We start from the raw sequence: 12,650 nt of genomic DNA, 5'->3' as shown, positions 1-12,650 counted from the left end.
AACAACTTACAGCTTGCCCACGCCGGTCAGCGCGAGCTTGAATTTGACTTGCACGTCGTCGGCCACCATGGAGGTGTCAGCCCACTCGTTCTCGCCGATCTTGAACGCTAGGCGCTTGAGCGCAAACGTGCCGGTCACGGTGGTGTTGGCGCCGCTCTGCGTGAGGGCTACGGGCACCACGACGTCGCGGCTGTTGCCCTTGATGGCGAGCTTGCCGCTCACCTCAAACTTGCCACCGCCCAAGCCTTTGACGGCGGTGGACTGAAAGGTGGCCTGCGGGAACTTGGCGGTGTTGAACCAGTTGGGGCGTGGCAGCTCGGCATCGGTTTCCGGCACGCCCAGCGTGGCGCTGGCAATGTCTACGGTGAAGGCGATCTTGCTGGTGTCGGGCTTGGCGGGGTCGAAGGAGATTTGCGCGTCGAACTTCTTGAAGCGGCCTTCCACCGGCACGCCCATTTGCTTGCTCACAAAAACAATCTCGCTCTGTGCGGGCACCAGCTTCTGCTGGGCAAAAGCAGAGACGCCCATCAAGGAAGAAGCTGCAAAGGCTGTGGCCAGAAATGCGCGGGAAACCATCATGTCAAATCCAATCAAATAAAGAGGTCAGTTCCGGCCCGGCAACATGCGGTTGATCAGGCCGTCGCGGTCAACCCACTGGTGCTTGAGCGCTGCCGCAATGTGCAGACCGGCTAGTCCGATCAAGGCAAACGCACTTAGTTCATGAAAAGGTTTGATCATTTCAGCCAGCGCCTTGTCCGCCGGAACAAAGTCAGGCAAGGGCAGCACGCCGAACACCACAATCGGGAAGCCCGCAGCAGAGCTGTAAGCCCAGCCGATCAGGGGCACCAGAAAAAACAGCGCATACAAGGCATGGTGGGTACCGTGGTGGGCCCAGTGCTGCCAAGCTGGCATGGCTGCGGCAATCTTGCCGGGCAATGCCGGAGGACGGTGCGTCAAGCGCCACAACAAGCGCAACACCGACAGTGCCAAGATGGTGACGCCGGCCCATTTGTGCCAGTTGTACAGCTTCAAACGGGTCGGTGAGAACGGCAGATCGGTCATGTAGATGCCGACTGCAAAAATGCCGATCAAGGCCAGCCCTAGCACCCAATGCAGCACGATGGCTGTAAGGCTATAGCGCTTGGTGCCTGCGTCGAAAGAGGAGGTGTGGTTAGATGCCATGCCCTGCAGTCTAGGGGCGCATCAATTTCTCATTTTTGAATCAAATTGATGACTTGATTCAAAAAAGTTGAATTGTCGAGTTCCCGGAGCCGCCCGCTAAAACCTATCTAAAGCGACCAGCGGTGCGGCCTAGCGCCCTGAACGGCGTATTTCACGCAGCATGAACAGGTACAGCCCTTCCACCTTCTCACGGGCCCAGGGGGTTTTGCGCAAAAACTTGAGGCTGGAGCCCACACTGGGCTCGAAAGTAAAGCAGCGCACCGGAATGCGCTCGCCCAACCCGTCCCACCCGTAGTAATCGGCCAACTCGGTCACGATGGCCTCCAAGGTTTTGCCATGCAGCGGGTTGTTGGCTTGCTTGGCGGGCGGGTTTGGCGGGGCGGAATCGGTGCTCATGGCGGGATTGTCGCAGTGTCAGCGCAGCCGAAGCGATCCCAGACACCTAGCCGCTACAAAAAGCGATTGGGATCTCAAAAGCTTCTGTACTTGGATTGAATCTGGGTTGCATCGATCTGCTCGATGGTCGCATAGCCACTTTCAACATACGCACCGGATTTGAGAATACGACCATCGGCCAGGGCCACCTCGACAACATATTCACCCTCGCCGCAAACCAAAAACTTGAAAACGTGATTTGTCCCGGAAGCGAGTTCCTGCAGTTGGAGCAAACCCGTGCCGCCACAACTGGTGTAGCTGAGTTTTACGAGTTGGACCTGAGCTGAAGTTCTGTTCTCAACGGACACCTCCACTAATTTTGATCCCCAGCCCCGTTGGATCGCCGTCAGCACTCCCGCCGCGAACACAACGAACAAGACCAACCCAGTGAGGGCAATGCGTTTCATGCGAGTTAGCGTTGAAAAGTTCAAGAGAATTTGCACCCCAAGGAAAGGGCATCAAGCCCTTGGCGCGAGCAAATTGCCCCGCCTTGCGGCCGATTTTAGGCCTGCGTTTTTACCCCTCAAACTGCGGATGCAGCTGCCGTATCCGTGTCATGGCCATACCCGCGGCCGCTGTGCGCGTTTCCACGCCCAGCTTCACAAACACGCGCTCCAGGTGCTTTTTCACCGTCATCGGGCTGCTGCCCAAAATGTCGCCAATGTCTTTGTTGGTTTTGCCCTTCACCACCCAGTAGAGCACTTCAGCCTCTTTGGCGGTGAGTTTGAATGACAGGCTCATGGCCTCAATGACGGCGGTGTCCGAGACCTCACGCATCACGATCAGCCAGTCCCCCCCGGCATCGCTATCGCCGATCTGCTGGTGTAGACGGAAGGTCAAGCGTTTGGGGCCGCGCTCCAGACTGAGCTTGCCCGGCGCATCCCCCCGGGCGAGTGTCTGCAAACACCCTTGCAGCCAACCCAGCACGTCAGGCGGCGTGTTGGGCGCCTGGGTGCCGCAGTAACGCTCCAGCAGTTCCCGCGCCAGTGGGGTCTGCCACATCAAGCACCCGTCGGCAGCCCGCACCGTGATGGTGGCGTAGCCGAAGGCATCCAGGGCGTTGCGGGTCTGGCGCCGCTCGCGGGCGCCGGTCAGGTGCACCCCCATGCGGGCCAGTACCTCTTTAGGCTTGATGGGCTTGGTCACGTAGTCCACCCCGCCGCTCTCCAGTGCCGCCACCAGATATTCGGTTTCGGTAAGCCCCGTCATAAAAATAATAGGAATGTGGGTGGTTTGCGGGGCTGCCTTCAGGCGGCGAGCCACCTCGAACCCGTCCATGCCGGGCATCATCGCGTCCAGCAGAATCACATCCGGTAGCGCCTGCATGGCGCGCATCAAGGCAGCCTCGCCGGAGGTGGCAATCAGCACCGTGTAGCCGGATTCATCGAGTGCATCGTGCAGCACCGAGAGGTTGTCGGGCACATCGTCCACGATGAGCACCACATCGCTATTGGCACGGTCCAGCGTGCCATCCAGACGGGCAACATCGCTCGGGTCAACGGAGTTCATCAGCGGGGCTTGCATCGAGCACTTTCTGCAGTTGTTCAGCCATGGTTTCAAACTGGTACTGGCGGGCCAGCGCCTCCTGTTGCGCAATGAAGGCCGCACACTCGGGGTGCTGCACCTGCAGACTCTGCAGCTGGTTCAAAACACCCCTGTAGTAGCCCAAGCGCGCCACCTCCAGCAAAGCGCGGCAGGCACTGGCAGGCAACGCGCCCACCGCCACAGGCTGCACACCGTCTGCCACTTGCGGGGCGGTGTGCCGGGGAGTTTCAGGCGCGGGCTTGTCCACCCACACCAGCTCCAGCCGGCGTTCCAGCCAGTCCAGCAGCTCGCTGTGGCGCACCGGCTTGACGATAAAGTCCTCGGGCGGCAGACCCAAACCGTTGTCCAGCCCCCGGTCAAAGGCATTGGCCGACACAATGGCCACCTGTGGCTGGCTGCCCCCCAGCGCCGCATAGCCCCGAATGCGACGTAGGGTTTCCCAGCCATCGATGCCGGGCATGGCCAGGTCCAGCAACACCACATCAGGCTGCAGGCCGGCGGCCAACAGGTCCAGGCAATCGTGACCGCTGGCCGCAGTGCGCACTTCAAAACCCAAAGGCTCCAACAGGCTCACCAGCAACTCGCGGTCGGCCTCTTCGTTGTCCACCACCAGCACTTTGCGGCGTGCCCCGGCGTAGGCCACGCGCGGCTTGCTGTGGGCGGCCAAGCGCTGGGCGCTGGCAGCAGGCATGTGCAGGTCCGGCAAAAACAAGCGCACCTTGAACACCGAGCCCTGCCCGAGCACACTGGTGGCAGACAACTCGCCACCCATCAGGTCGGTGAGCATCTTGGCAATCGTCAACCCCAAGCCCGAGCCACCGGACGCCACTGCAGCCCCCGAAGCCGCCGTGGAGCCCCGGGTGAAGGGCTCGAAAATGCGGTCTAGCTCCTGGGCCGGCATGCCCGGCCCGGTGTCATGAATCTCGATGTGTGCCATCTCCCGTGCATAGCGCAGCACCAAGCGCACGCTCCCCGTGGCCGTGAATTTGATGGCATTGCCCAGCAGGTTGATACAGATCTGGCGCAAGCGTTTTTCATCCGCCCGCACCCACTCCGGCACATTCCCCAGTACCTCGAACTGAAACTGCAGGCCCTTGGCCGCTGCTTGCAGCTCAAACATGCCGGCCAGCTCGGCCATGCCGTTGGCGAACTGCATGGGCTTCACATTGAGTGTGAGCTTGCCGCTCTCAATGTGCGCCATGTCCAGCGTGCCTTCAATCAACGAGAGCAGATGCTCGCCCCCGCGTTTGATCACGCTCACCGCCTGCTTGCGGTGGGGTGGGATGGCCGCGTCTTCCCCCATGAGCTGCGCGTAACCGAGGATGCTGTTGAGCGGAGTACGCAGTTCGTGGCTGATGGCGCTGATGTAGCGGCTCTTGGCCTGATTGGCAGCCTCGGCGGCTTGGCGGGCCTGCTCGGCCACGCGCTTGGCTTCTTGCAGGGCCATATCGGTCTGGCGGTGAGACTCGATTTCTTGCAACAACAAATGGCTCTGCCGGTTGGATTCCTCCTGGGCCACCTGGCGACTCTTGTGCGCCAGCACCAGCCACCACGCCACGATGCACGACATCAACATAAGTGCTGCAAAAGTTTTGCTGAAGCCGGAGCGCAGCACCGCTGCCACTCCGTCGCGCGAACCGGACCAGCTGGCCAGATTGCCCAGCTCCTGCTGGTAGAACATGGCAAACACGGTGGCCAGGATCGGCAGAATCACCAGCATCAGCAACAAAAAGTGCCCGAGACCCGTATCCAGAAAAGGCCACACGCGGCGTGGGAGCAGCCAGCGCAGTGCCCCCGACCACTGGGTCGCCAGATTGGCGTGCGGTTTGCACATGTCGCCGCAGCGGGCATCCAGCGTGCAGCACAGCGAGCAAATGGCACCTTGGTAAGCCGGGCAATGGGCCATGTCCGGCCCCTCGTATTCGCGCTCGCAGATGACGCAACGCTGCACTTGGGGCGCCCCACCGGGCGCTGGAGTTTGGACGACCATGCGCTTTGCTCCGTGTCCCCCGCCTGCTGCGCAGGCTCCTCCTTGACCTGCGCAAAACGCATGGCCGACCAAACTTCCGGTGCTTGCGCGCGCAAGGTAGTACTTGCCTTGAGTCCACCACGCAATCAAGGGCGACGTCACCATGGCGGTGACCAAGGCCACCACCGCCGAAAATGCCTTGGCCAGCTCCCCAAAGAGGCCGAGGTAAGCCAGGATGGACAACAACGACGCCATGGCCATGGCTCCCACGCCCACGGGGTTGATGTCGTACAAGTGCGCCCGCTTGAATTCAATACCCTTGGGCGAGAGGCCCAGCGGCTTGTTGATGACCAGGTCCGCCACCACGGCCATGATCCACGCGATGGCGATGTTGGAATACAAGCCCAGCACCTCGCCGAGCGCCTGAAACACATTCATCTCCATCAGCATGAACGCAATCACGCTGTTGAACAGCACCCACACCACCCGGCCGGGATGGCTGTGCGTGAGCCGCGAGAAGAAGTTGCTCCAAGCCAGCGAGCCGGCGTAGGCATTGGTCACATTGATCTTGAGCTGCGACACCACCACAAACACCGCCGTCGCCGCGACCGCCCAACCCAGTGTGGGGAACACGTACTCGTAGGCGGCCAGGTACATCTGGTTGGGGTCCACGGCGCGGTCGGTCGGCACACTGTGCTGAATGGCCAAATAGGCCAGATAGGCGCCCCCCAGCATTTTGATAACGCCCAGCACGACCCAACCCGGCCCCCCCACCAGCACCCCGGTCCACCAAGCGACCCGGTTAGTGGCTGTGCGCTGGGGCATGAAGCGCAGATAGTCGGCCTGCTCGCCCATCTGGGTCATGAGGGCAATACCCACCGTGAGTGCAGCACCAAACAAGTGCAGATCGAAACCCCCTGCCGGACCTTTTTCACCAGCATAGTGCGTGATACCCACAAAAGCCTGCGGGTCGCGCACCAAAACAAAGCCGAATGGCACTACCAACATCACCAGCCAGATAGGCTGCGTCCAAATCTGCAAGCGACTGATGGTGGACACGCCGTGGGTGACCAGCGGGATCACCACCACCGCACAAATCAGGTAGCCCCAGGTGGGCGGTATGTCCAGCGCCAGCTCCAGCGCATAGGCCATAACAGCCGCCTCCAGCGCAAAGAAGATGAAGGTGAACGAGGCATAGATGAGCGAGGTGAGCGTGGAACCGATGTAGCCAAAGCCCGCGCCACGCGTGAGCAAGTCCATGTCCACCCCGTAGCGGGCGGCGTACACACTGATAGGCAAGCCCGCCAGAAAGATCACCAGCCCCGTCATCAGAATGGCCCAAAAGGCATTCACAAACCCGTATTGCACCAGCAGCGTGGCGCCCACGGCTTCCAGAATCAAGAACGATGCCGCGCCGAACGCCGTGTTGGCCACCCGCCACTCCGACCATTTGCGAAAACGCTGCGGCGTGAAGCGCAGGGCGTAATCCTCCATGGTCTCGCTGGCCACCCAGTTGTTGTAGTCGCGACGGATTTTGACCACCCGCTGGGCGGGCGCTTCAGGGGTCGGCGGGGGGGGGAGGTCGATAGGCACCCCCTGCAGGGTGCAGTTTCCATGCCACCGGCCTGCGGCCTTTGGCGTATGGCACCACCACAGGGCACGGGCTTTGCTTACGATGCACCATCTGCAGACACACCGGACCGATCATGGAACTCACTCCCCGCGAGAAAGACAAGTTGCTCATCTTCACCGCCGCCTTGCTGGCGGAGCGGCGCAAAGCGCGTGGCGTGAAACTCAATTACCCCGAAGCCATTGCCCTCATCAGCGCCGCCGTGATGGAAGGTGCCCGCGATGGCAAGACCGTGGCCCAGCTCATGAGTGAAGGCCGCGCCGTGCTCACCCGCGCTGATGTCATGGAGGGCATTGCCGAGATGATTCCGGACATTCAGGTGGAAGCCACCTTCCCCGACGGCACCAAGCTCGTCACCGTGCACCAGCCGATCGTATGAACACCCATTTCCCGGAGAAAGCAATGTCCAAAATCCTGAAATCCGCTCTTCTTTTCATAGCTGCTGGTGCAGTATCTACCGGGGCTATGGCCCATACAGGCCATGGAACCCATAGTCTCATGGAAGGCTTGGCCCACCCCTTCGGGCTGGACCACTTGCTCGCCATGGTGGCCGTAGGCCTGTGGTCGGTGAGCGCTTTCCCCGCCCACAAGGCCTGGCAAGGCCCCGCCACCTTTCTGATGGCGCTGCTAATCAGCGCAATGCTGGGTGCGAGCGGCGTGACGATTCCTTACTTAGAGCATGCGATTGCCCTGTCGGTGTCGCTGTTCGGCCTGATGCTCGTGGTGGCCGCCAAGCCAATGCCCCCCGCCTTCGGGCTGGGCCTGGTTGCGGTCGCAGCCTCGCTGCACGGTCTGGCCCATGGTGCGGAAACCCCGCAGACCGGCTTTGCCGGCTATGCAGCAGGCTTTGTGTTGACCACTGCGGTACTGCACCTCGGCGGTGTGGGCGTTGGCCTGTCGATCCGCCGCTGGTTGGCAGCGCGCAGCGCCCCTGTGCTGGCTACCGTGGGCAGCAGTCTGGGTGTGGCGGGCGTTTATTTGTTCAGCCAACTCTGAGGCACCGACCATGATCCCCGGCGAACTCATTCTTGACGACGGCGAGCACCTGCTCAACACCGGCCGCCGCACCGTAACGGTGGTGGTGCAAAACCAGTCAGACCGGCCCATCCAGGTCGGCTCGCACTACCACTTTGCCGAAACCAACGGCGCACTCGGCTTTGACCGCGTTGCTGCGCAAGGCATGCGCCTGAACATCGCCTCCGGCTCAGCCGTGCGCTTCGAGCCCGGCCAGCAACGCACTGTGGAGCTGGTCGATATTGCCGGTGACCGCATGATTTACGGCTTTCGCGGCCTGACCCAAGGGAGTCTTTGACTATGGCAACGATTGGACGCCGCGCCTACGCGGAAATCTTCGGCCCCACCACGGGCGACCGCGTGCGCCTGGCCGATACCGGCCTGATCATCGAGGTCGAAAAAGACTACACCTTGGCTGCGGGCAGCTATGGCGAAGAGGTGAAGTTCGGCGGCGGCAAAACCATTCGCGACGGCATGGCGCAGTCGCAACGTACCCGTGCCGAAGGCGCCGTGGACTGCGTGCTCACCAACGCTCTCATCCTGGACCACTGGGGCATCGTCAAGGCCGACATTGGCCTCAAAGGCGGGCGCATTGTGGGCATCGGCAAAGCCGGCAACCCGGACACCCAGCCGGGTGTGGACATCATCATCGGGCCAGGCACCGAGATCATCAGTTGCGAAGGCAACATCGTCACCGCAGGTGGCATTGACTGCCATATTCACTTCATCTGCCCGCAGCAGATTGAAGAGGCCCTCTCCAGCGGCGTGACCACCATGATGGGCGGCGGCACCGGCCCCGCCACCGGCACCTTTGCCACCACCTGCACCCCCGGCCCCTGGAACATCGAGCGCATGCTGCAAGCGGCCGATGCATTCCCCATGAACCTCGGATTTTTCGGCAAGGGCAACGCCAGTTTGCCCGCGGCGCTGCACGAGCAGATCAACGCGGGTGTGATCGGTCTCAAACTGCATGAAGACTGGGGCAGCACCCCGGCCGCCATCAGCAACTGCCTGGACGTGGCCGACGAAACCGAGATTCAGGTAGCCCTGCACTCAGACACGCTCAACGAATCCGGTTTTGTAGAAAACACCATCGAGGCCACCAAGGGCCGCGGCCTGTGCGCCTTTCACACCGAAGGCGCAGGTGGCGGCCACGCCCCGGACATCTTGAAAGTGGTAGGCCAAGCCAACTTTTTGCCCAGCTCCACCAACCCCACCATGCCCTACACCCAGAACACACTGGACGAGCATGTGGACATGCTGATGGTCTGCCACCACCTGGACGCGGGCATTGCCGAAGATTTGGCCTTTGCCGAGAGCCGCATCCGCAAAGAAACCATTGCGGCGGAAGACATCCTGCACGACATGGGCGCAATCTCCATGATGAGCAGCGACAGCCAGGCCATGGGCCGCGTGGGCGAAGTCATCATCCGCACCTGGCAGACGGCCGACAAGATGAAGTCGCAGCGCGGCAGCTTGCCCGAAGACAGTGTGCGCAACGACAACTTCCGCGCCAAACGCTATGTGGCCAAATACACCATCAACCCTGCGATTTCGCACGGCATCAGCCACGAAGTGGGCAGCATCGAAGTCGGCAAGTGGGCCGACTTGGTGATCTACAAACCCGCTTTCTTCGGCGTCAAACCCGCTCTGATTTTGAAAGGCGGCTTCATCGCCCACGCCGCCATGGGCGACCCGAACGCGTCTATCCCCACCCCGCAGCCGGTGCACTACCGCCCCATGTTCGGCAGCTTCGGTGGCGCATTGCACCGCGGCTCGTTCACCTTTGTGTCGCTAGCGGGTTTGAACGACGGAATCAAGGAGCGCTTTGGCCTGGCCAAAAACGTGAGTGCGGTGAAAAACATCCGTGGCGTACGCAAACAGCACATGGTGCACAACAGCTACCTGCCCACCATGGAAATCGACGCGCAAACCTACAGCGTGCGCGCCGACGGCCAGTTGCTGACCTGCGAGCCAGCAGTCAAGTTGCCGATGGCGCAGCGGTACTTTTTGTTCTGAAGTTTCCGATTGCACGTTATGGACATTCGCATCGATGACCTGCAGGGCAAGGCTATTGCCGCCTTGCTGCAAGTGCACCTAGATGCAATGCACCAGCACTCACCACCCGAAAGCGTGCACGCCCTCGATCTGGACGCCTTGCGCCATCCGTCTATTACCTTTTGGACGGCCTGGGACGGGGATGCCCTCATGGGCTGTGGCGCGCTCAAAAGGCACAGTGCCGCGCATGCCGAACTCAAGTCCATGCGCACCGCCGCAGGCCATGAACGCAAAGGAGTTGCGCGCGCACTGCTGCGCCATATGGAAGCCGCTGCACGCCTACAAGGTGTGCAGCACATCAGCTTGGAAACCGGCACCAACGCCCCGTTCTTCCCGGCACACCGCTTGTATGAAAGCGAGGGCTTTGCGGAGTGCGGTCCTTTTGCGGACTACCAGATTGATCCCTGGAGTCGGTTCATGACGAAGGCCCTTACCTGAGTGTGCTGGCGCCCCTGCGCCACAATGCGGCCAACTACTAGAACTCCTGAATTTTTATGCTCCAAGTCTCCAAATGCATCCCCCAAGGCCAAGGCCTGGCACCGGTCCTCGTCAAGCGCGCCACCACCGTCGAGCTGGACTGGGACGTGCGCCAGAAAAGCCGTTTTGACGCCACCGACTCCGCGGGCCGCCAGATCGGCGTGTTTTTGCCCCGTGGCACCGTGGTGCGCGGTGGCGATGTGCTGGTGGCCGAGGACGGCTCGCTCATCGTGGCCCACGCCGCGCCGCAAGCGGTGCTGAAGATCACCCACTGCCGCAACCACGGCACGCCGTTTGACCTGATCCGCGCTGCCTACCACCTGGGCAACCGCCATGTGCCCATCGAGCTGCAGCCCGACCACCTGAAGATTGAGCCCGACCACGTGCTGGCCGACATGCTGCGCGCCATGCACCTGATCGTGAACGCGGTGGACGAGGCCTTTGAGCCCGAAAACGGGGCGTATGCCACCGGCGGCCACCACGGCGGGCATCACCATGGACACGATCACGATCACGATCATGGGCATGACCACGGCCATTCCCACGCCGGCCATAACCATGACCATGCGCCCAAGCCAGCTGCCACCCTGCGCGGCATTCCAGTGGCGGTGCAAGCCAAGCCGCATGTGCATGGCCCCGACTGCAACCATGGGCACGATCATGACCATGGTCACCACCACGGCGACCAGTAAACGAATCACACCATGCTCGACAGCAGCCTGATGCAGCTCATGTGGCTGGCCTCCCCGGCCTTGCCCATTGGCGGTTTTTCATACTCAGAATGCCTGGAAGCCGCGGTAGATACTGCGCGAGCTGCTACAGAAAGTGAAGCATCCGTCTGGCTGGTCGACCAGCTGCACATGACACTGGCCCGCTCGGAGCTACCGGTGGTGGCGCAAGCGATTGCCGCCTGGCGCGCAGACGACCAGCCCCGGATTGCCGAGCTCAACGCCTGGGTGCTACAGACGCGCGAGAGCGCCGAACTGCGCGCCCAGACCGAGCAAATGGGCAAAAGCCTGCTGGAGTGGCTGAAGAACCACACCACCGCCACACCCGCACAAATCGCCCTGCTCGCCCGCCAGGAGCCCACCTACCCGGTCGCCTTTGCGCTGGCCGCAAGTGCGACCCAAGCACCGGTGCGCGAGTGCCTGCTCGCCTTTGCCTTCGGCTGGGCCGAGAACATGATGCAGGCCGCCATCAAGGCGGTGCCGCTGGGCCAGAGCGCCGGGCAGCGCATCCTGTCTGCCTTAACCGCAGAGATTCCTGCCGCCGTCGATGACGCCCTGAGCGTGACCGACGACACCCGCCAAGCCTTCAGCCCCATGCTGGCCATCCTGAGTAGTCAGCACGAAGTGCAGTACTCCAGGCTTTTTAGGTCCTAATCAGGCTATAGCCTTCGTATTCATTGCGCAAGCAGCTCACTTTTTTATAGCAAATACTATGTCCGCACTGCACCACATCGCCAACCGCACCAAGACCCTTCCCCCCCTGCGCGTAGGCATAGGCGGCCCCGTGGGCTCCGGCAAAACCACCCTGCTCGAAATGCTGTGCAAGGCCATGCGCGACCAGTACGACCTGGTCGCCATCACCAACGACATCTACACCAAGGAAGACCAGCGCCTGCTGACCGTGAGCGGCGCGCTGGCTGCTGAGCGCATCATGGGCGTGGAAACCGGCGGCTGCCCGCACACCGCCATCCGCGAAGACTGCTCCATCAACCTAGAGGCCATCGATCGCATGCTGGTGGACTTCCCCAATGCCGACATCGTGTTTGTGGAGAGCGGCGGCGACAACCTGGCCGCCACCTTTAGCCCCGAGCTGAGCGACCTGACCATTTACGTGATCGACGTGGCGGCCGGCGAGAAGATTCCCCGCAAAGGCGGCCCCGGCATCACCAAGAGCGATTTGTTCGTCATCAACAAAACCGACCTGGCCCCCCACGTGGGCGCCAATTTGGAGGTGATGCGCGCTGACACCGAGCGCATGCGCAACACGCCCAAAGGCATGAAGCCCTTTGCCATGACCAACCTCAAAGACCTGACCGGCCTGCAGGAAGTGATCACTTTCATCGAAACCAAAGGCATGCTGAAAGCCGCCTGACAAAAAACCCGGCTGCGCGCAGTTAGAATACGCAGCTCTGGAAGCTTGGCCGAGCGGTTTAAGGCACCGGTCTTGAAAACCGGCGAGGGTTTATCCCCTCCGTGAGTTCGAATCTCACAGCTTCCGCCACTCTGGCTTGCGTGATCGCAGCCTGTCTATCAATGCGGCTTCATGCTTGTTCTCTAGCATTGCCGCAATCATCCACGGTTCTGGGTCTTCTCCTAATTCGATAGCAAGATT

14 protein-coding genes and 1 tRNA gene are annotated in these 12,650 nt (G+C 61.5%); 9 read left to right on the top strand and 6 right to left on the bottom strand.

Features of this window, described 5'->3' with window-relative positions:
- Positions 1-6 precede the first annotated feature (6 nt).
- The 6 genes from QZW03_RS13580 to QZW03_RS13555 form a co-directional block, all read right to left on the bottom strand.
- A complete protein-coding gene (locus QZW03_RS13580) occupies positions 7-576 on the bottom strand; it encodes a YceI family protein (protein ID WP_296510646.1) in 570 nt (189 codons plus the stop codon).
- 27 nt (positions 577-603) lie between these two features.
- Positions 604-1,182, bottom strand: coding sequence for a cytochrome b (locus QZW03_RS13575; RefSeq protein WP_296510543.1), 579 nt, complete (start codon positions 1,180-1,182; stop codon positions 604-606).
- 129 nt (positions 1,183-1,311) lie between these two features.
- The gene (locus QZW03_RS13570) at positions 1,312-1,578 is read right to left on the bottom strand and encodes a VF530 family protein (protein ID WP_296510542.1); all 267 of its coding nucleotides are present in this window, start codon (positions 1,576-1,578) and stop codon (positions 1,312-1,314) included.
- Positions 1,579-1,652: 74 nt separating this feature from the next.
- Positions 1,653-2,024, bottom strand: coding sequence for a hypothetical protein (locus QZW03_RS13565; protein WP_296510541.1), 372 nt, complete (start codon positions 2,022-2,024; stop codon positions 1,653-1,655).
- 109 nt (positions 2,025-2,133) lie between these two features.
- Positions 2,134-3,126 (bottom strand): response regulator transcription factor, encoded by a 993-nt coding sequence (locus QZW03_RS13560; protein ID WP_296510540.1) that lies wholly within the window; start codon positions 3,124-3,126, stop codon positions 2,134-2,136.
- Entirely contained in the window at positions 3,113-6,625 is a 3,513-nt protein-coding gene (locus QZW03_RS13555; protein WP_296510645.1) for an ATP-binding protein, read from the bottom strand. The genes QZW03_RS13560 and QZW03_RS13555 overlap by 14 nt, the downstream gene beginning before the upstream one ends.
- A gap of 212 nt (positions 6,626-6,837) precedes the next feature.
- On the opposite strand from QZW03_RS13555, the gene QZW03_RS13550 reads away from it, so the two are divergent.
- From QZW03_RS13550 to QZW03_RS13510, 9 genes are all read left to right on the top strand, one after another.
- Complete coding sequence (locus tag QZW03_RS13550; protein WP_296510539.1) at positions 6,838-7,140, top strand: urease subunit gamma; 303 nt, start codon at positions 6,838-6,840, stop codon at positions 7,138-7,140.
- Positions 7,141-7,163: 23 nt separating this feature from the next.
- Positions 7,164-7,757, top strand: coding sequence for a HupE/UreJ family protein (locus QZW03_RS13545; protein WP_296510538.1), 594 nt, complete (start codon positions 7,164-7,166; stop codon positions 7,755-7,757).
- A gap of 10 nt (positions 7,758-7,767) precedes the next feature.
- A complete protein-coding gene (locus tag QZW03_RS13540; protein ID WP_296510537.1) occupies positions 7,768-8,073 on the top strand; it encodes an urease subunit beta in 306 nt (101 codons plus the stop codon).
- Between the two features lie 2 nt (positions 8,074-8,075).
- Positions 8,076-9,794: an urease subunit alpha gene (ureC, locus tag QZW03_RS13535; RefSeq protein ID WP_296510536.1), complete on the top strand. Its 1,719-nt coding sequence runs from the start codon at positions 8,076-8,078 to the stop codon at positions 9,792-9,794.
- Between the two features lie 18 nt (positions 9,795-9,812).
- Positions 9,813-10,271, top strand: a complete 459-nt coding sequence (locus QZW03_RS13530; protein WP_296510535.1) for a GNAT family N-acetyltransferase — start codon at positions 9,813-9,815, stop codon at positions 10,269-10,271.
- A 56-nt stretch (positions 10,272-10,327) separates the two neighbouring features.
- A complete protein-coding gene (gene ureE / locus QZW03_RS13525; RefSeq protein ID WP_296510534.1) occupies positions 10,328-11,002 on the top strand; it encodes an urease accessory protein UreE in 675 nt (224 codons plus the stop codon).
- Positions 11,003-11,014: 12 nt separating this feature from the next.
- The gene (locus QZW03_RS13520) at positions 11,015-11,692 is read left to right on the top strand and encodes an urease accessory UreF family protein (RefSeq protein ID WP_296510533.1); all 678 of its coding nucleotides are present in this window, start codon (positions 11,015-11,017) and stop codon (positions 11,690-11,692) included.
- 58 nt (positions 11,693-11,750) lie between these two features.
- On the top strand, positions 11,751-12,410 hold the full coding sequence (gene ureG, locus QZW03_RS13515; protein ID WP_296510532.1) for an urease accessory protein UreG: 660 nt from the start codon (positions 11,751-11,753) through the stop codon (positions 12,408-12,410).
- Positions 12,411-12,449: 39 nt separating this feature from the next.
- Positions 12,450-12,539 (top strand) — tRNA-Ser (locus QZW03_RS13510).
- Positions 12,540-12,650: the final 111 nt, after the last annotated feature.

This window comes from Rhodoferax sp. (assembly GCF_013297935.1).
Lineage (GTDB): Bacteria > Pseudomonadota > Gammaproteobacteria > Burkholderiales > Burkholderiaceae_C > Allorhodoferax.
This window is presented reverse-complemented; position numbering and strand designations above follow the sequence as displayed.

Excerpts from the sequence above, each read along its gene's own strand:
- QZW03_RS13580 (WP_296510646.1), bottom strand. The coding sequence starts at position 576 with ATGGTTTCCCGCGCATTTCTGGCCACAGCCTTTGCAGCTTCTTCCTTG.
- QZW03_RS13575 (WP_296510543.1), bottom strand. The coding sequence starts at position 1,182 with ATGGCATCTAACCACACCTCCTCTTTCGACGCAGGCACCAAGCGCTAT.
- QZW03_RS13570 (WP_296510542.1), bottom strand. The coding sequence starts at position 1,578 with ATGAGCACCGATTCCGCCCCGCCAAACCCGCCCGCCAAGCAAGCCAAC.
- QZW03_RS13565 (WP_296510541.1), bottom strand. The coding sequence starts at position 2,024 with ATGAAACGCATTGCCCTCACTGGGTTGGTCTTGTTCGTTGTGTTCGCG.
- QZW03_RS13560 (WP_296510540.1), bottom strand. The coding sequence starts at position 3,126 with ATGAACTCCGTTGACCCGAGCGATGTTGCCCGTCTGGATGGCACGCTG.
- QZW03_RS13555 (WP_296510645.1), bottom strand. The coding sequence starts at position 6,625 with ATGGAGGATTACGCCCTGCGCTTCACGCCGCAGCGTTTTCGCAAATGG.
- QZW03_RS13550 (WP_296510539.1), top strand. The coding sequence starts at position 6,838 with ATGGAACTCACTCCCCGCGAGAAAGACAAGTTGCTCATCTTCACCGCC.
- QZW03_RS13545 (WP_296510538.1), top strand. The coding sequence starts at position 7,164 with ATGTCCAAAATCCTGAAATCCGCTCTTCTTTTCATAGCTGCTGGTGCA.
- QZW03_RS13540 (WP_296510537.1), top strand. The coding sequence starts at position 7,768 with ATGATCCCCGGCGAACTCATTCTTGACGACGGCGAGCACCTGCTCAAC.
- ureC (WP_296510536.1), top strand. The coding sequence starts at position 8,076 with ATGGCAACGATTGGACGCCGCGCCTACGCGGAAATCTTCGGCCCCACC.
- QZW03_RS13530 (WP_296510535.1), top strand. The coding sequence starts at position 9,813 with ATGGACATTCGCATCGATGACCTGCAGGGCAAGGCTATTGCCGCCTTG.
- ureE (WP_296510534.1), top strand. The coding sequence starts at position 10,328 with ATGCTCCAAGTCTCCAAATGCATCCCCCAAGGCCAAGGCCTGGCACCG.
- QZW03_RS13520 (WP_296510533.1), top strand. The coding sequence starts at position 11,015 with ATGCTCGACAGCAGCCTGATGCAGCTCATGTGGCTGGCCTCCCCGGCC.
- ureG (WP_296510532.1), top strand. The coding sequence starts at position 11,751 with ATGTCCGCACTGCACCACATCGCCAACCGCACCAAGACCCTTCCCCCC.